The sequence below is a fragment of the Exiguobacterium sp. N4-1P genome (genome assembly GCF_002214325.1).
The window spans coordinates 769888-788375 of the sequence record NZ_CP022236.1 but is presented as its reverse complement, the minus strand read 5'-3'; the positions used below and the strand labels follow the sequence as shown (position 1 = coordinate 788375).

The window sequence follows — 18488 nt, the reverse complement described above, 5'->3', positions numbered from 1 at the left end:
AGATAGACGGGTAAATCTTAAGAAGATTCGAAAAAGAGAAAGGAATGAATTTTACCATGAATGAAAAAAAAGAGAATTTACCAAATGAACAGGCAGACGTCGGTCTTCACCCAGATCCTGAACCGGCTGAAACATCAGACCCCGGCATCAAGCCTGCTGAGACACAACACCCCGATCCAGATTTAGAAGAATTGAAAGACGATCAAAAAAAATCATGATCGACGTTACACGTCGTACCTAAAAAAAGAAGCGTCGGACGATTCAATTACGAATCGTCCGACGCTTCTTTTTTTAGGTACGTTTTTACATACAAAGTCTACACTTTACAGTTTCACGAGTAACTTTCCTGTGTTCGAACCATCGAACAGACCTAGGAATGCATCCGGAACGTTATCGAAACCTTCAAAAATCGTTTCTTCATATTTCAATTCACCGGCACTGACCCATTTCCCTAACTGTTCTGCCGCTTCCTTGAAACGTTTTCCATAATCCCCGACTAAGAAGCCTTGCATCCGTGCCCGTGAAGCAATCAATTTTGATTGTACGCGAGGTCCGATGTTCTCTTTTTCATTATATCCAGAAATCGCGCCACAGACCGGAATACGGGCAAACGGATTCAAACGGTCAATGACCGCGTCCCCAATCTCGCCTCCGACATTCTCAAAGTAGACGTCCACTCCACTCGGACACGTGCGGTCAAGTGCTTCGCCGACGTCTTCCGTTTTGTAGTTGATGACTTCATCAAAACCAAGTTGCTCTTTTAGGTAGGTCGTTTTTTCATCGCTTCCCGCGATTCCAACGACACGAGCACCTTTGATTTTGGCGATTTGACCGACGATTGATCCGACAGCCCCGGCCGCAGCCGACACGACAACCGTTTCACCTGGCTGCGGGTTACCGATATCCAGTAAACCAAAGTAAGCCGTCATCCCTGTCATACCGAGTACGCCGAGCGCTGTCGATACAGGTGCGAGCGACGCATCAATTTTCCGAACAGTTTTTGCATCGACAACAAGTTTCGTTGCCCAGTCGAGCATTCCGACGACGATATCCCCTTCTTTAAGAGCATCACTACGTGACTCGATAACTTTCGCGACGACACCCCCTTGAACCGGTGCGTCCAGCTCAAATGGTTGCGAGTATGAACGTGCATCATTCATCCGCCCGCGCATGTATGGATCAACTGAAATGTAGAGTGTCTCGAGCAAGACTTGTCCCGCGTCTGGTGCGTTTAGTTCGATTGATTCATACCGAAACGTTTCACGCGTCGGACGTCCTTCAGGTCTTTTTGCTAAAACGATTTGTTGTTCTGCCATTTCATTCATCCTCTCTAATATCTTTTACCCTTTTACTCTACCAGTCCTTTTCACGGAGTGCGAACAGAATGCACTCATCAATTCACAGAAAATTCCTATTTCTTCTTGACGTGTTCTTTCCTGTCGCGTAAGATAAAAAACAATTCATAGCTTTTATGCTGTTATGCACAAAAGCATTACATAAGGAGTGTATTCCCATCGAATCTTCTACAACACGAATCAATCGTCAGTTCGGTATCCATGTACTGAACGGACTCAGTATCGGAATTTTAGTTGCACTAATCCCAGGTGCTCTGCTCGGCGAACTCGCCAAAGCATTATTACCTTACTTCGCGCCCGCTCAACACATCATCGACTCGACTACGATTGCGATGCGCTTGTTACCGATGGTCATCGGTGTTGCCGTCGCCATGCAATTCAAGACGACTCCAATCGAAACCGCCTCGATTGGTCTAGCGACCGTCGTCGGTTCAGGTGTCGCAACACGGACGGAAACAGCCGGTTTTTTATTCGTCGGTACGGGTGATGTCATCAACGCAGGTGTAACAGCTGCCATCGCAACCGCACTTGTCTTATGGATTGGAAATCGTTTTAAAACCTACACTGTTCTCGTCATACCGACGTTGATCATTGTCGGTGCAGGCGGGATCGGCGTCCTTACATATCCGTTCGTCACTAAAATCACTGCGGCGATCGGTCAAATGATCACTCAGTTCACTGTTCTGCAACCAATCTTGATGGGCGTCCTGTTAGCGGTCACGTTTTCTGTTTTGATTGTCTCTCCCCTATCGACCGTCGGGATTGCGACAGCCATCAGTCTCTCCGGCATTGCGGCAGGCGCTGCAAACCTCGGTGTCTGTGCAGCTGGATTCGGTCTTGCAATCGCAGGCTGGAAGGCAAATTCTCGCGGAACGTCGATTGCGCATTTTTTAGGATCACCGAAAATTCAGATGGCAAACTTCATTCGAAATCCCATCATGATCGTTCCCGTCATGTGTAGTGCCGCTGTTCTCGGCGGGTTAGCCGGGATTTTAGGGATTCAAGGAACACCGTTTAGCGCCGGCTTCGGTATGTCCGGGTTGATCGGTCCAATCAATGCTTTGCATTTGATGGCAGGTGGATGGACATGGGCAAATGGACTGCTCGTCTTCGGATTATTCATTTTACTCCCGATTGTCCTCTGCTTATCCTTCCATCAGTTATTCCGTCGCTTCCGCCCCTGGACGAACCAGGAAGACTACCGACTCGATTTTGAATAATTAAAAGAAGCGGATTGCCGGTACCGGCAATCCGCTTCTTTTAATTAACATACTTTAAACAAACTTTAAGACATCTAACGGTTGTTTAAGCTGGTGGTCTGCGAGTTCCCATTCATCCGTCGTCCCGAAACCGAACCGGCAAATCGCAACCGGCATGTCAGCAATTCGTGCTGCTTCGATATCAGACGACCGGTCACCGACCATCAAGTACTCGACGTCTCCAAACTCTGCTCGATGTGCCGCTAAAATATCAGCTTTTTGTTTCCCGTTCACTGAACCTAAACATTTCGGACTCGTGAAAAACGGTCGGATGGCTTGACTGTCGAGGACAAGATTCATGTAGTGGACCCCGCAATTGCTTGCCGTCGAGACAATATGTCCTTGTTCCGTCAAGGTGCGGAGTAAATCCCGGACTCCTTCAAACAACACCTCTTGATCCTTCATTGTCTGTTCTAAATGATGATGACGCTTTTGGCGAATCAACCGAATGTCTTCTTCTGACGCATCCGGAATCGCCTTTTCCCAAAACGCACTTCCCGCCAGTCCGTAACTTGCCCGAACGCGGTCTTTTGATGGCTTTTCAAGATGCGGCATGTCTGCCATCGCAAGATGAATCGCCTCTGTCATCTGATTTGTCGAGTCGATCAATGTCCCATCAATATCAAATAAAATAACTGCCATGAAAACACTCCTCTATTTTTTTAGCATTCTCTTTTTTCTAACATATAGGTAAACCCCGAGAAGAAGCAATAGCCCGACAATCCACGGAGTATACTGGTGAAAATCATGATGTCGTCCATTCATACCATGCCCGAGCTTTTTTCCACCCCAGATGAAAAACGCGGACCACACAAAAAAGGACACTGTCGTTGCGATTGTGAACGTCAAACGAGACACACCTGTCAGACCTGCTCCAACCGCAAAACCCATTCGCCACATCGGTGACAGGAGTAAAATAAATCGTCCGCGTGTCTCCATTTGCTGTTGAAATTGAACCATTCTCGTTTCAGAAATCCGAAACAATTTAAAAACGCGTCCAAGTAGCCGCTCACTTCCGAGTTGACCGATCGTAAAGAAGATGTTCTGGCTGACGACGAAACTGAAGACGGCGACAAGTAACATCAAGACAATATTTGATTGTGCCGTATGCACCAAGTAACCCGCATAGGCGAGCGGAACTTCACTTGGTAAAAACGGAAACATTAATGTCACCATAATCCCTAGATAACCATAGGACTCCATCCATGCATGCCAGGCCATCACATACCTCCTCTTCTCCGTTCGTTTCCTCTTCCCAGTGTAACGAACTTTACGAGTAGCGTACAGAAAACAACTTTTTTCCATTATAAAAGCCTGACACTGAATCAATCAGTGTCAGGCTCAACAATCCGTCTATGTTTCAGTAGGCATCTTCACTTTGGATAGGTTGCGTTCGTGCTTTTTGTTGCTCATCCTGCCAATCACTATATCGCGTCAACTCTTCAAAAATCGTTTTCGTGACGAACAGAATAATCGCGACATCATCTGCGAACCCAAAACCAAGAATAAAATCTGGAATCAAGTCGATTGGTGAAACCAGATAAATCAACGCACCGATTACTTTTAGAATTGTTGTCCGGCGGATATTTCGGTATTCTCCTGATTGATACGAACGTACCATATCAATGAATAAGCGAACCGGCGAAAAGACAAGTGACAGACTTGAATTTTTTTGAATTGAATTGTTCGCTCGTTTTAAAATCGATTTTGTTTTTTTCGGACGATCGATATAGTCCTTTGCTTCTTCCGCATATTGATCTTGTTGTTGTTTTAATTTCTCATTCGATAAATCCATCCGTAAATCCCCCATTCGACGATTTAATGTCTTTAACGTTAATACTATTCCCTCTACACTTGATTGATAATCCTCAACCGTACTTGAAACGTTAGGTTTTAATCAATCCGATTCAGGCTATTCCATTTAGAAGGAAAGTTGCAAAGAAGAGGAGTGAAAGACATGGATTTAGTCAATCAAACGGTCATTATTACTGGTGCTGCAAACGGGATTGGTGCAACGCTTGCTAAAACATATGCAAATGAAGGTGCCGTCGTCATTTTAGCAGATATTGATCAAATGACGGGTGAAGTCATTGCTCAAGAAATCGAAGAAGCTGGTGGAACGGCTTACTTTTACCGGTTGGACGTTCAAGACGAACATGATGTCAACTTACTCATCGAAAAAGCATTAGAACATACAGGTAAAATCGACATCATCATCAATAACGCCGGCATCATCATTCGAAAACCCCTTCTTGAACTCACGCTCGAAGAATGGGACCGCGTCAACCATACGAACTTACGCAGTATCTTTTTGACAACAAAGGCAGCTGCACCACATCTAAAACACGGTGGTCGAATCGTTAACTTGGCTTCGACTCGTGCCTATATGTCGGAGCCTGATACAGAATCGTATGCCGCAACAAAAGGTGGAATCGTCGCTTTGACACATGCTCTTGCCGTTTCGTTAGGTCCCAAAGGCGTTCTCGTCAATGCAATCGCACCAGGGTGGATCGAGACCGGGAATTATCATGAACTTTCCCCGGAGGATCATTCGCAACACCCGTCTGGACGCGTCGGTAAGCCAGAAGATGTCGCTCGTGCCGCCCTGTTCTTAACGAACCCCGAAAATGATTTCTTGACGGGAGAGACACTTGTCCTTGATGGTGGGATGACGCGAAAAATGATCTATGAAGAATGAGTACCGATCGACTGATTGAAAACCATGCGACTACAAGGGTGGGAGTTATTGCATTCTCCCCTCTTGTTTCACGTGACTCCTTCAGGAAAAAGTCCCAACGTATCTTGTCTTGCCGAGCAAAGCGCTTAAAAAAGTAATTCCTTTTTTTGTGTCTGACCATTTAGTCCAAAACTAATTTAAATAACCAAATCATTCATATATCAAACCACTTTTTAATAATGAATATAAAATATTACAAAAACATATCAATGGTCTTTTATTGAATTTTATCTTTCTATCACGTCTACCATTCCTTTTTTACCGCTTTATACCAGTCTTTTCATTGTCTTCTTTACGATACTTATCAATTATTTTCATAAAAAGTACATCCTTTCTATCATTATTTTCCTTATTATTTTAAATAAACTGTAACGTCCCTCCGTAAAAATTGTTGTTAGAGTAGTACAAGTATCACTCAACAACAAGGAAGGACTGATCGATTCACTTATGAAAAAATCTTTCATGCACTCAATGGGAATTTCCCTGATGACACTCACACTTCTCACAACACCATTCGTTACATCCGTAGGTGCTGCGACTTCATATAAAGACAAACAACAACAAAACGAACAAAAACAATCAAAACAAAAAGAAGCACTCGACGAAAACAATCAACAATTATCGAAAGCCCAAGAGAAAGTTTACGCGATTGACCAACAAATCAATGGATTGACGCTTCAAGTCGTCGAAAATGAACAAAAGATTGATCAAAATGAACGTCAGTTAACGAAACTTAAACAAAAGATTACAGCTTTACAGAAGAAAATCAAAAAACAAGAAAAAATGCTCGGCGATCGGCTGGCAGTTCGACAAGCTAAATCTGATAAAGATCCATTGCTCGAAGCTGTCTTCGGTGCAGAAGACATTGGTGATATGATCAGTCGCTTCAACGCATTCAATACGATTGCCGAAAGTGATGCTTCATTATTAAAAGATTACGAAACGAGTAAACAAGAGTTGGCAGAAGCAAAACAAGAACTTGAAGATACACGTACCGCACTCATCCATGACCGGAAAGTTCTAAAAAAGAAGCAACACGAGTTGAATGCTGAAAAGGACAAACGAACAGCCTTATTAAAACGCTTGAAGAAACAAAAGCGTTCAATCGAATCAAACATCTTAAGTCTAAAAGAGGCCGCTGCTCAACTTAAGGCACAAGAAGCGGCAGCCAAAGCCGCTGCTCTCGCAGCTAAAAAACAAGCAGCCGCGCAATCGGCGCAACCTGCTTCAATCAGTAAAGCAAGTACGAAAGTTATCTCAAATGCAACCGGAAAATTCATCAAACCTGCGAACGGTTCCATTTCACAAGGTATGGGTGCCGCGAGCGGAAATAATGGCTATGCTTATCATAACGGGACCGATTTCGCTGGACCGGTCAATTCTGCAATCGTCGCATCAGCTGCTGGAACTGTCATTCAAGCAAGCTCCGGTGGTCCGTATGGTAATCATGTCTATATCGCACACAACATCGGTGGTAAGACATATACGACTGTTTATGCGCATATGAATGCCTTGACAGTTAAACAAGGACAACAAGTCAAGCAAGGCCAACAAATCGGAAAACTCGGTAGTACGGGGAATTCAACCGGTCCCCATCTTCACTTCGAGATTCATGAAGGTGGCTACCAATATAATGCGAACGGACGGACAAACGAACTAAACCCAGAAAGTTTCTTTTAAAATGAATAAGCCCCGACACGTCGATTGATGTGTCGGGGCTTATTTTTTATATTGAGAACATGAGAGGTCATTAAATTTTAAATTGATTTGTTTGTTGATCAAGTGATGTTGTTGTCGTCTCGAGCTCTAACATCAATTGATGAATTTGCTCGAACGAAGCTTGTTGATCACGCATCGAAGCTGCGACCTCTTGATTCCCTGCCGCTAACTCTTCCATTACGCCACTAACCGAACTGACCTGATTGACGACATCATTCGCTTGTTCTTTCGAGCGGACAAGCTGTGATGTCACGTAATTGAGCGTTTCAGTGACATCGGCTACATTTTTCCGCGTCTCTTCGAATGCCGATTTGACTTGAGCAAAGTTTGCGACCTGATTCTCTTGTTCTTTTTCAGAACGCAACAATGCTTCTTGCAAGACAGCACCATCTTGGCGAATCGAACGTACGAGTGAGAAGATTGATCGTGTCGCTTGGTGCGTCTCGTCCGCAAGTTTTTTCACTTCGCTTGCGACGACGGCAAAGCCACGTCCTGCTTCTCCGGCTCTTGCCGCTTCAATCGCTGCATTCAAGGATAAGAGGTTTGTCTGCGCCGAGACACCTGAAACAAGTTCTGCCATTTTTTCGATTTGTTGTGTCTGTTCAAGGAAACCTTCTAGCTGACGTCCAAGTTCGCGGTTTTGAACCGTCGACGCAGCGAGTGAAGCTGTTTGTTCTTCCATGACCGAAGCACTCTGCCCCATCGTCGTGTCTGCGACTTGACCTTGGCTTAATGCAAGCTGAGCCCGACGTTCACTTTGGTCGAATGAGGAGCTCATGTCTGTAATCGTACTGACCGTCGTCTGTAAATCATCCGATACTGTCTGTGTTCCGCTCGCCATCTCATTGATCGCATGCGTCATATTACCAGACACTTCGACGATGTTCGCATTTTCAGACGTTGCCTGTTCACTCATTTGACTGATTGTATTCGAAGTATGACTAATCGTCCCAATCACACCATGTAACGTTTGTTGCATTTGCGCAATCGCTGACTCGAGACGACCGATTTCATCTGCTCGTCCTGACGTCTCCAGTTGCTCCGATAAATCACCAGCCGAAATTTGCTCCGCTGTTTTAACGACACGGCTGATTGGACGCGTAATGCTCCGTGCGAAATACCAATTATATAGTGCTAACGCAATCAATAAAACAAACGTTGCGATTAACACAGTCCGTGTCAAATTGACGGTCTGGTCCTTCGCTTCTTGTTGCAGTACATCATAAAACTCACCGTTTTTTGTATGTAGTGTATACAAATCACTTAGTACACCCTCGATTCGGGCAGCATATGATCGGATTTCAATCGGGTTACGCCCCTCGACCAAATCATTTCGTTCAGCTGATAACGCAGTATATTTTGCTTCCGCCCGGTCCATTTCCGTTTTAAATGCATCAATTAAATACGTTTTTTCAAGCAACTGTAGCGCCTTCTCGTTCTTTTGACTTAAAGCGAGTACTTGCTCGACTTGACTGTCAGACGGTTGAGTTGCAAGACGGTTCCATGCGGCTTGTTCGTACAGTAGTTTTGTTTCAAGTTCCGAGATTTCGACAAGCTGTTTTCCATAATCTTCGTTGTACGATTGAATTTGCCGGAGTTCAACCAACGTCCATCCCATCAAGGCAACGACACTGATGATCGTCACGAGTGTCGAAATTAAAAAGCGTGTCCGTAACGTCATTGTACGTCAACCTTCCCTTCTAATACATCTTGTTTCAGTTGCTCAAGTTGCTTTAAATCTTTCTCTGAAAACGTTACATTTCGAATCGGGGCTAGTTGAATCGCACCTTCTTTGACACCGAGCACGATTTGACCCGACTGTAACCCTTTTTCTTTTACCGTATCGCCAATCGTCGTGATCGCGAGATCGACTTGTTTTAACATCGAGGTCATGACGGCGTCAGGCGCAATTGCCGTCTGATCACTATCGACACCAATCGCTTTATTGCCTTTTGCTTGCGCTGCTTCGAGGACACCACTGCCCGTCAAACCAGCTGCGGCAAATAACACATCTGCTTGTTGTTTCATTTGATCGTTCGCAATCGTCCGTCCTTTTTCGGGTGCTGCAAAGTCTTCTGCATAATCGACTAAAACTTTGATGTCCGGATTGACGGCTTTTGCTCCTGCCGTGTATCCTTTTTCAAACTTCTCGATTAAAGGCGACTTCATTCCTCCAACAAACCCAATCGTCTCATTTTCCGATTGAAGCGCAGCAGCAGCTCCTGCAAGATAACTGCCTTCATCTTCTTTAAATGTAACCGATAAGACATTTGGTAGTTCTGATACGGCATCAATCAACGCAAATTGTTGCAATGGATAACGTTTCGCGACTTCTTCTAATTCCGCTTGTCCCATAAAACCTAATCCGACGACGACGGTCGGCTTCTCTTTTGCCAACGTATCAAACGCCACTTTATATGTTTTCGTTTCCCCTAGTTCACGATAATCAATGAACCAATCTTCTTTTTCACGTAGTAAGGCCATCCCACTCATCGCGGCATCACTAAACGATTGATCACCAAGACCGACATCTGATAAGACAACCGCCATTTTTTGACGTTCCTTCACTGCTTGATCTGGATCGTCGATGATACTTCCACAACCTGCTAAACTGATCGTCGTCGCAAGCATTGCTAGTTTCCAGTGTTTCAACATCTCTACACTTCCTTCCAACGTTCTACATCTGATTATCGGAAGTGATGTCTGACTTCTTAATAGCTAGATTAAATTCAGAATTTTCCTGACAACAAAAAAACACGCCCCTCCTAACATAGTGAACTGAACCCTAAATGGTGGACACTTGATAAAAGACCCCATTCGGGGTTTTTTGTGTTCAGAGATATCGATATACTATATCTATTCAATTCATACGGGAGGACTATTTATGAACAGACGTACCTTTAATCCAGATCAAATCAGACAACTTGAAGCGAATCCCCACGTAGCCTCGGTATCGGATCGCACCATCCAATACAAGGGAGAATTCAAGATTTACGTACAATAGCGAACGAAGACAATGGAAACTACAAAAGATGACTCCGGCACAATACCGAAGCCATCTCATAGCAGCTTAAACAATAAAGGTGCTTTTATTAAATTGTCCAAACTATAGGGCGCAGTTCATAGGAAAGACGTGTCTGATGATGTATTTATTGCGAATTAATAATCGCTGTCTGAAGAACCACCTGTTACGATGGCGATACCAGCAGATGCACCGATACGTGATGCACCAGCATCGATCATCGCTTTAGCGCCTTCGAAGTCACGAACGCCACCTGAAGCTTTCACACCGATGTCAGGTCCCACTGTTTCACGCATGAGGCGAATGTCTTCAACCGTTGCACCACCAGTTGAGAAACCAGTTGATGTTTTAACGAAGTTCGCTCCAGCTTTGACTGAAAGTTCAGCAGCTGTTTTGATTTCTTCTTTTGTTAAGAGGCAGTTTTCAAAAATGACTTTAACGAGCGTACCATTCGCCGCTTCGACTACTGCACGGATATCACGTTCCACGAGTTCCACGTCACCGTCTTTTAGTGCGCCGATGTTAAGAACCATGTCGATTTCAGTTGCACCGTTTTTGATCGCATCTTTCGTTTCGAAAGCTTTGACTTCTGGTGTGTTCGCACCAAGTGGGAAACCGATTACTGTACAAACTTTAACGTTGTCGTCAGACTTTAAAAGTTCTGCTGCAAGTGCGACATACGTCGGGTTGACACAGACGCTAGCAAATTTGTACTCGAGTGCTTCCTTGCAAAGTGTTTCGATTTGAGCGCGTGATGTTTCCGGCTTGAGTGCCGTGTGGTCGATCATAGCTGCTAAGTTCATGATTAGTTTTCCTCCTTAAGGATATCCCTTATACTCTTTTTCTATTCTATCACGCAAGAGGTCAGACTTCTATCTTTTTACGCTACTTTCCGCAGTTGTTTTTTTCGAATCAATAAACTGTTTAACGTAAAGACGAGCGCAGCCGACCAAATAAATGTAAACGCGACCAAGTGTGTACGTGTAAAGGGTTCATCATACAAGAGAACACCGATGGCAAGTGATAGCGTCGGAGCAACAAACTGTAGAAAACCGACGACTGTATATGGGATCCGTTGGGCACCAAAACCGAATAAAAGTAACGGTACGGCCGTGATTACACCTGTCAACAATAATCCTGCCGTGACGAACGGTGTGTGCGAGAAGGTCGACGTTCCTTGTACACCAAGATAACTGATAAAAAGGAGTGCGAGCGGTAGCGGTGCGAGCGTTTCGAGTGTCAGACTGACCGTCGCTTCGAGCGGACGTTGTTTCTTGACGACACCATAAAAGCCGAAACTAAATGCGAGCGCAAGCGAAATCCAAGGGAACTCGCCATAACCGATTGTTAAAATCAAGACACCGATCGTCGCGAGCAAAATTGCAATCCATTCAATCCGTGACAATTTCTCTTTAAAGAAGAACACCCCGAACACGATGCTGACGAGCGGATTGATGTAGTAGCCAAGCGAGGCTTCGACGATGAAATTATGGTTGACTGCCCAGATGTAGATAAACCAATTCATACTAATGATGATTCCGTTCAAGAAAAACAATCTTCGTGTCCGTTGATTTTTAAACGCCGTCGTCAATTTAGGTAATGCTTTTTGGAAATACAATAACAGTAATAAAAACAAAAACGACCAGACAATCCGATTGGCGAGTATTGCCTCGCTTGAGACGCTAGCTAACAGCTTCCAATAAATCGGAAGTAATCCCCAAATGACATATGCTCCTAATGTGGCAAACAGGCCAGGTTTATTCATCGTTCCATTCCTCTTTTCTGAATTACGAGACCTTTTTCATCTTCATTCGTCCTGCCGATAAACCACTGATCGTAAACAGTGCGACGGCAATCCAGATGAACAGGAAGGCCACGAAGTGAATCGATGTAAACACATCATTAAACAAAAAGACACCGAGTACTAACGTCAACGTCGGTGCGATGTACTGCAAGATACCGACATATACAAATGGAATCTTCGGCATACCGTACCCAAACAGCATCAACTGAACAGCTGTCGCAACACCAAGCATGATGATGGCAATCAAGGCTCCGGTCGGTAAAGCGAGCGGATTCGCTCCCGTCACACCAAGCGTCAACAACGCGAACGGTAATGTCACTAACGTCTCTAGGAATAACCCTGATAACGGTTCTGCCGCTGCCTTTTTCTTTAACACACCATAAAAAGCAAACGAAACAGCAAGCGAAAAAGCAATGATTGGAAACTTCCCGTAGCCGAATGTCAAAATCAAGACACCGATGATGGCACTGATGATGGCAATCAATTGGGGCCGGTTCAAACGTTCTTGGAAAAATAACAACCCAAACAATACGCTGACGAGCGGATTGATGTAATAGCCGAGCGACGATTCGACGATGTACCCTTCACCGATTGCATAGAGATAGAGCGTCCAATTCCCACCGAGGACAAGACCAGCAGCTAAAACGGTCAGACGTTGTTTTTTATTCCGCCATAATCGACCGACTTGCGTAAATTTGCCGGACAAACGTAATAATAGTGTGACGAAGATGAACGCACTGATGATGCGAATCGACACGACCGTCCATGCCGGAACAGTGTCTGCAAATAATTTGTAAATCGGTAACAACCCGCCAATCACGTAGGCGACGAACGTCGCGCTCATTCCCCGTTTATCCACAATGAACCTCCTTATGTATACAAGTAAAGCCGCCATCATCATGGCGACTTTTTCGTTATTCCTGATCGAGCGTCGTAAATAAGGTTTTCATTTCTGACTCCGTCAAGTCACGCCATTCACCAATCGGTAAATCACCTAACTCAATATTCATGATACGGACCCGCTGCAACCGTTTGACGCGGTAACCAAATTCTTTACACATGCGACGAATCTGCCGGTTCAAGCCTTGCGTCAAGACGATTCGGAATGTCCGTGACTCGAGTTGTTCGACGATACATTCTTTCGTTGTTGTTCCAAGGATATCGACGCCGCTCGCCATTCCTTCGATGAACGTCTCTGTGATCGGGGCATCAACCGTTACGATATATTCTTTATCGTGATTATTCTCTGCCCGTAAAATCCGGTTGACGATGTCCCCATCGTTCGTCAAAATGATCAGTCCATCTGAGTCTTTGTCTAAGCGCCCGATCGGGAAAATCCGTTTCGGATGATTGACGAAATCGATGATATTTCCTTCGATGTCGAGTTCGGTCGTACATGTGATGCCGACCGGTTTGTTCAAAATCAAGTACTCAAGCGTCGGTTTTGTTTGGAGCGGCTGTCCATCGATTTCAACGGCATCCGTCGCTTCCGCTTGTGAACCGAGTTCCGCGACGACACCGTTGATTGTGACGCGACCGGCATCGACTAATTTATCCGCTGCCCGTCTTGAGCAGTATCCTGTTTCACTGATGAATTTATTAATTCGCATAGGTTGTCCTCTTTCTCTTGTTAGAATCTTTCCTCAGTGTAGCGTATACGTTACTTGAAAACAAAATAATTTATTTCGTACAGCCTGTTATGAAGCGTGAACATGCGATATCGAGAGGCAATCCGTTCGCGCTTCCCTGTCTCGCCTCGTCTTCAAAGCGGCAATCTTCCGCGCCACTATAGCAAAGCTATGCAGGGTCGCGACGGATTGCGCTCTAAATCGTCGTCTGCTTGTCTGGCTTTTTTTCAAGATATTACCTAAAAAGCGTCACGTTTCGTTGACTCTGAACTGAACCCTGAATGGTGGACACTTGATAAAAGACCCCATTCGGGGTTTTTTGTGTTTAAAGATATCGATATACTGTATCTATTCAATTTAGACGGGAGAATTATTCATGAACAGACGTACCTACAATAGCGAACGAAGACAATGGAAACTACAAAAGATGACTCCGGTACAATACCGAAGCCATCTCATAGCAGCTTAATACGTTAAGGGTGCTTTTATTAAACTGTCCAAACTCTAGGGCTCAGTTCACTCCTACGGGAAAAAGTGCGTTTTCAACGCACGTTCAGAGGAAGGAAAGACCGAGGAAAGCAACAAAAAAGACGCTTGATCTCCCGATAGCACGTTGTCTACTCGCTAAAAAAGTTCGCCTCCCTGAAGCAGGAAGACGAACTCATTTCAGATCGCTTGTTCTTTTAATGTCTCCATGATGCGGACGAATTGTCCGTCATTCATTGGATAGCCGGCTTTATTGATTTTGACGCGCACGAGTTGACCAATCAAAGATTCGTCTCCCTCGATCGCGACACGTAAGTAATTGTCCGTGTAACCGACGAGACGACCGCCTGCTTCTTCCGAAAACTCTTCCGGAATGATTTCAAGCAGTTCCCCTTCGTATTTTGAAGCATATTCTTTTGCGAGTTGATCCGATAAAGCGATCAAACGCGCAACACGCTGTTCTTTCATCGACTCTTCCACTTGATCGTCCATCATCGCAGCTGGTGTCCCTGTCCGTTTCGAGTAAGGGAAGACATGCAGCTCACTGAACTTATGATCATTGATGAAGTTGAACGTCTCCATGAATTCTTCTTCCGTCTCACCCGGGAAACCGACGATGACATCTGACGTGATGGCACAGTCCGGTAACACTTCTTTCAGACGCGTGATCCGTTCCCCGAACTCCGCCATCGTGTACTTACGACGCATCCGCCGTAAAACGGTATCCGATGCTGACTGAATCGGGACATGCAAGTGTCGGACGACAATTGGCGAATCCTTTAAGACGTCTAACACTTCATCCGTGATTTGACTCGCTTCGATCGAAGAAATCCGAAGGCGTTCAAGACCTGTGACGGACTCGAGTGCTTTGAGTAACTTCGCTAAGTTATAGTCTTTCAAATCTTCACCGTAGCCACCCGTATGAATCCCCGTCAAGACGATTTCTTTGTAACCGGCATCAACGAGCTGTTGTGCTTGCTTTAAGACATCTTCCGGTTGACGAGAACGCATCAACCCACGTGCCCATGGAATGATGCAGAAGGTACAAAAATTATTGCAGCCTTCTTGAATCTTCAGCGAAGCACGTGTCCGGTCCGTAAACGCTGGAACGTCCAGTTCTTCGTAGACTTTTGCCTTCATGATGTTCCCGACTGCATTAATCGGCATCCGTTCTTCGCGGAACTGTTCGATGTACCCAATCATCTTGTGGCGGTCTTGTGTCCCGACGACGACGTCAACCCCTGGAATCGCCATGATTTCAGCAGGCGATGTCTGTGCATAACAACCCGTTACACAGATGACACTGTCTGGATTTTGACGAATCGCCCGTCGAATGACTTGACGACTTTTTTTATCACCCGTATTCGTAACGGTACATGTATTGACGACGTAGACGTCTGCATGATCTGCAAAATCGACACGCGCGTAACCTGCATCTTTAAACAGCTGCCAGACGGCCTCTGTCTCATAATGATTGACTTTACAGCCAAGCGTTTGAAAGGCAACAGTAGCCATTTCGTTCACCCTTTCAGTTCAAAATGATACGATACGGCGGATAGGACATACAGCGGCGCCGTTTCCGTCCGTAAAATCCGTCGTCCGAGTGATGCCGGTAAGAAGCCGGCATCAGTCAACCGTGTTACCTCCGTCTCCGTCAGTCCACCTTCAGGACCAATCACGACGAGGAGTGAATCCCCTGCTTGTAGTCGCGCAAGGGTCGAGGCAAAAGCCGTAGCTTCGCCTTCTTTCGCTGCTTCTTCATACGCGACTAAACATGCAGTATATTGCGGTGCTTCTTGTAGGACTTCATCATACGTCACATAGTCAACTTGCGGCAAGTGAGCACGGTAGGATTGCTCGGCAGCTTCTTTGATGATTTTTTCAAGACGCTCGAGTTTTTTCGGGACCTTTTTCGCATCCCATTTCGAGACCGAACGGGCGGATTCAAAAATGAGTAGTTGATTCATCCCGAGTTCGGTCGCTTTTTGAGCGACAAGCTCGATTTTATCACCTTTCGGCAAGGCGTAAGCAAGCGTCACCCGAATCGGTAATTCTGTATCGATTGATGACGACTCGACAATCCGTGCGATGGCCTGTTGTTTGTCGAGTTCTTCGAGCGCACAACGAAATAGGCCGGTTCCATCAAGGACCAAGATTTCATCCCCGACATCCATCCGCATGACGTTTTTCATATGATGGGCGTCATCCTTTTGCAAGGTAAACCGTTCTCCCGAGCGAGCTGCCTGTTCTACAAAGTATCGTTGCATCGGCTCAGGCCTCGCGTTTCGCAATGATTGCGACCCAGTCTTCCAGTTTTGTTGTTTCAACAATCGTAAAGCCGGCCTCGGTCATCGCCTCGACAACCATGTCTTTCTTCTGACTGATGATGCCTGAAGCAATGAAGTGCCCGCCTGGCAGTGTCAGCTCGTAGGCATCGTTCACAAACAATAAGATGACCTCAGCTAAGATGTTTGCGACAATCAATTCGACAGGCTCATTTAATGCTTTCATCAAGTCACCTTGACGGACTGTGATCCGGTCACTGACTTGATTGAGTGCCACGTTATCCGTCGCTGATTTAACAGCGACTTCATCTAAATCAAGCGCGAACACATCTTTTGCTCCCAGTTTCGCAGCGGCGATTGCGAGGACACCTGAACCCGTCCCGACATCGACGACGCGATCTTGCTCTTGCAAGTAGTTTTCAATCGCTTGAATACAGAGAACTGTCGTCGGATGCGTTCCTGTCCCAAACGCCATACCCGGGTCAAGTTCGATGATTTTTTCATCCGGTTGTGGTGTATAGTCTTCCCACATCGGAACAACCGTCAAGTGACGGCTGATCTTGACCGGTTTATAAAACTGTTTCCACGAATGGGCCCAGTCTTCTTCATCGACTTGTGTGAACGTGACAGTACCTGAACCGATCGTCAGTCCGAACTGCGTCAGCATCTGGATATCACGTTCGATTCCTTTAATCATATCCGTCAAATCGCTACTTTCCGCAAGATAAGCTTTGACGAGGACACCTGTATCCGGATATTCGTCTCGTTTTTTCTCATCCCAAATTTCACCGAAGTTGTCTTCACGATGCGACATCATCTCGAAATCTTCGACATCCTCGATGACGACACCACTCGCTCCTGCTTCATGTAAAATATTCGAGACTGCTTCGACTGCTTCTTGTGTCGTATGGACACAAACTTCTGACCATTTCATTTCCTGTCACGCTCCTTTAGCGAATCACCCTTTAAAGAATGTTTTAATACGGCCAAAGACACCTTCATGCTGCTCTTCGACACCTTTTTCATCACTGATTTCGTTGAATTCACGTAAGATTTCTTTTTGACGATCTGTCAAATGCTTCGGTGTGATGAGGACGACGTTGACATACTGGTCACCATGATGACCTGAACGAACGTTCGGCATCCCTTTACCACGAAGGCGGAACCGTGATCCAGTTTGTGTACCGGCCGGAATCTTCAAGCTAACTTTTCCATGAACGGTTGGCACTTCGATTTCATCCCCGAGTGTCGCTTGAGCGAATGTTAACGGCATGTCCATGACGATATGATCGTCAACGCGCTCGAACAATTCGTGTTCCCGGACACGGACGACGACGTAGAGATCACCGAACGGTCCGCCGTTGACGCCTGCTTCCCCTTTACCAGCTAAGCGAATTTGTTGTCCATTGTCGATTCCTGCTGGAATTTTGACACGAACGTCTTTATTTTTACGGACACGACCTGCACCACGACATGTTTCACATGGTTCTTTGACGATTTGTCCACGCCCGTGACATGTCGAACATGTTGTTTGGTTGACGACACGACCGAACATCGTGTTTTGTTCGACGTTGATGTGACCTGATCCAGCACAACGTTTACATGTTTCTGGGTGCGTCCCTGGTTTTGCACCTGATCCATGACACGTTTCGCAATCTTCCTCGATTGGAATCGTGATGACTTTCTCAACACCCGAGAATGCCTCCATGAAATCAATTTCTTCTACGTACTGGAGATCTTGTCCTTTACGCGGTGCATTCGGATCTTGACGGCGTCCACCACCACCAAAGAACATGTCAAAAATGTCCCCGAATCCTTCTGCGCCGCCGAATCCTGCACCACCTTGCGATGGATCTTGGTGACCGTACTGATCGTAACGTGCTCGTTTATTGTCGTCAGACAAAATTTCGTACGCTTCCGAAATCTCTTTGAATTTTGCATCGGCATCTGATTCTTTATTGACATCCGGATGGTACGTCCGGGCGAGTTTCCGATAAGCTCGTTTAATTTCTGCTGCTGAGGCGTCGCGTGCAACACCTAACACTTCATAATAATCGCGTTTTTCCACGTTCAGTCTCCCTCTCTTTGGCTCCGATTCACTTCATACTGTTTGATTTTACCGAACTTCGTGCGACATGGAAAGAGCCAAAGCGCGGATCACGCTTTGGCTCTCTCTAGCGCCCGAAAAATCGG

20 protein-coding genes are annotated in these 18488 nt (G+C 45.6%); 6 read left to right on the top strand and 14 right to left on the bottom strand.

Translation table 11 applies throughout. The features are described 5' to 3' along the window. The first annotated feature begins 56 nt into the window (after positions 1-56). Positions 57-218 carry a hypothetical protein gene (locus A0126_RS19385; RefSeq protein ID WP_167331095.1) on the top strand — a complete coding sequence of 54 codons (162 nt, stop codon included), beginning with the start codon at positions 57-59 and terminating at the stop codon, positions 216-218. A 105-nt stretch (positions 219-323) separates the two neighbouring features. On the opposite strand, the gene A0126_RS04015 is transcribed toward A0126_RS19385, so the two are convergent. Continuing rightward, complete coding sequence (locus A0126_RS04015; RefSeq protein ID WP_088836540.1) at positions 324-1316, bottom strand: NADP-dependent oxidoreductase; 993 nt, start codon at positions 1314-1316, stop codon at positions 324-326. A 155-nt stretch (positions 1317-1471) separates the two neighbouring features. Between A0126_RS04015 and A0126_RS04010 the strand changes: the two genes are divergently transcribed. Continuing rightward, positions 1472-2575 carry a PTS sugar transporter subunit IIC gene (locus tag A0126_RS04010; protein ID WP_239456841.1) on the top strand — a complete coding sequence of 368 codons (1104 nt, stop codon included), beginning with the start codon at positions 1472-1474 and terminating at the stop codon, positions 2573-2575. A 54-nt stretch (positions 2576-2629) separates the two neighbouring features. On the opposite strand, the gene A0126_RS04005 is transcribed toward A0126_RS04010, so the two are convergent. The 3 genes from A0126_RS04005 to A0126_RS03995 all read right to left on the bottom strand — a co-directional run bounded on the left by A0126_RS04005 (position 2630) and on the right by A0126_RS03995 (position 4409). Beyond that, on the bottom strand, positions 2630-3256 hold the full coding sequence (locus tag A0126_RS04005; protein ID WP_088836539.1) for an HAD family hydrolase: 627 nt from the start codon (positions 3254-3256) through the stop codon (positions 2630-2632). Between the two features lie 12 nt (positions 3257-3268). Beyond that, positions 3269-3835, bottom strand: a complete 567-nt coding sequence (locus A0126_RS04000) for a DedA family protein (protein WP_088836538.1) — start codon at positions 3833-3835, stop codon at positions 3269-3271. Positions 3836-3974: 139 nt separating this feature from the next. Next, positions 3975-4409: a YkvA family protein gene (locus A0126_RS03995; protein ID WP_088836537.1), complete on the bottom strand. Its 435-nt coding sequence runs from the start codon at positions 4407-4409 to the stop codon at positions 3975-3977. 162 nt (positions 4410-4571) lie between these two features. Here A0126_RS03995 and A0126_RS03990 point away from each other — a divergent pair, with 162 nt between their 5' ends. Next, on the top strand, positions 4572-5312 hold the full coding sequence (locus A0126_RS03990) for an SDR family NAD(P)-dependent oxidoreductase (protein WP_088836536.1): 741 nt from the start codon (positions 4572-4574) through the stop codon (positions 5310-5312). Positions 5313-5837: 525 nt separating this feature from the next. Then, positions 5838-7031: a murein hydrolase activator EnvC family protein gene (locus A0126_RS03985; RefSeq protein WP_239456840.1), complete on the top strand. Its 1194-nt coding sequence runs from the start codon at positions 5838-5840 to the stop codon at positions 7029-7031. Positions 7032-7101: 70 nt separating this feature from the next. Here the strand turns inward: A0126_RS03985 and A0126_RS03980 are convergent, their stop codons facing one another. Further along, positions 7102-8751, bottom strand: a complete 1650-nt coding sequence (locus tag A0126_RS03980; RefSeq protein WP_088836534.1) for a methyl-accepting chemotaxis protein — start codon at positions 8749-8751, stop codon at positions 7102-7104. Continuing rightward, positions 8748-9725 carry a BMP family lipoprotein gene (locus tag A0126_RS03975; RefSeq protein ID WP_088836533.1) on the bottom strand — a complete coding sequence of 326 codons (978 nt, stop codon included), beginning with the start codon at positions 9723-9725 and terminating at the stop codon, positions 8748-8750. Before A0126_RS03975 ends, A0126_RS03980 begins: the two co-directional genes overlap by 4 nt. A 302-nt stretch (positions 9726-10027) precedes the next feature. Here A0126_RS03975 and A0126_RS19820 point away from each other — a divergent pair, with 302 nt between their 5' ends. Continuing rightward, positions 10028-10144, top strand: coding sequence for an IS3 family transposase (locus A0126_RS19820; RefSeq protein ID WP_369834780.1), 117 nt, complete (start codon positions 10028-10030; stop codon positions 10142-10144). A gap of 85 nt (positions 10145-10229) precedes the next feature. Here A0126_RS19820 and deoC read toward each other — a convergent pair whose 3' ends face one another. From deoC to rluF, 4 genes are all read right to left on the bottom strand, one after another. Continuing rightward, complete coding sequence (deoC, locus tag A0126_RS03970; protein ID WP_088836532.1) at positions 10230-10895, bottom strand: deoxyribose-phosphate aldolase; 666 nt, start codon at positions 10893-10895, stop codon at positions 10230-10232. Positions 10896-10972: 77 nt separating this feature from the next. After that, entirely contained in the window at positions 10973-11857 is an 885-nt protein-coding gene (rarD, locus tag A0126_RS03965) for an EamA family transporter RarD (protein WP_088836531.1), read from the bottom strand. Between the two features lie 22 nt (positions 11858-11879). Then, a complete protein-coding gene (gene rarD / locus A0126_RS03960) occupies positions 11880-12755 on the bottom strand; it encodes an EamA family transporter RarD (protein WP_029332906.1) in 876 nt (291 codons plus the stop codon). A gap of 55 nt (positions 12756-12810) precedes the next feature. Then, positions 12811-13506, bottom strand: coding sequence for a 23S rRNA pseudouridine(2604) synthase RluF (rluF, locus tag A0126_RS03955; protein ID WP_088836530.1), 696 nt, complete (start codon positions 13504-13506; stop codon positions 12811-12813). Between the two features lie 394 nt (positions 13507-13900). Between rluF and A0126_RS19815 the strand changes: the two genes are divergently transcribed. Beyond that, positions 13901-13993, top strand: a complete 93-nt coding sequence (locus A0126_RS19815; RefSeq protein WP_157898462.1) for an IS3 family transposase — start codon at positions 13901-13903, stop codon at positions 13991-13993. 197 nt (positions 13994-14190) lie between these two features. Here A0126_RS19815 and mtaB read toward each other — a convergent pair whose 3' ends face one another. The 4 genes from mtaB to dnaJ are packed head-to-tail and all read right to left on the bottom strand — an operon-like array spanning position 14191 to position 18363. Then, positions 14191-15525 (bottom strand): tRNA (N(6)-L-threonylcarbamoyladenosine(37)-C(2))-methylthiotransferase MtaB, encoded by a 1335-nt coding sequence (mtaB, locus tag A0126_RS03950; protein WP_088836529.1) that lies wholly within the window; start codon positions 15523-15525, stop codon positions 14191-14193. A 5-nt stretch (positions 15526-15530) separates the two neighbouring features. Continuing rightward, entirely contained in the window at positions 15531-16277 is a 747-nt protein-coding gene (locus tag A0126_RS03945; RefSeq protein ID WP_088836528.1) for a 16S rRNA (uracil(1498)-N(3))-methyltransferase, read from the bottom strand. A 4-nt stretch (positions 16278-16281) separates the two neighbouring features. Further along, complete coding sequence (prmA, locus tag A0126_RS03940) at positions 16282-17229, bottom strand: 50S ribosomal protein L11 methyltransferase (RefSeq protein ID WP_088836527.1); 948 nt, start codon at positions 17227-17229, stop codon at positions 16282-16284. A 24-nt stretch (positions 17230-17253) separates the two neighbouring features. Then, complete coding sequence (dnaJ, locus tag A0126_RS03935; RefSeq protein ID WP_088836526.1) at positions 17254-18363, bottom strand: molecular chaperone DnaJ; 1110 nt, start codon at positions 18361-18363, stop codon at positions 17254-17256. Positions 18364-18488: the final 125 nt, after the last annotated feature.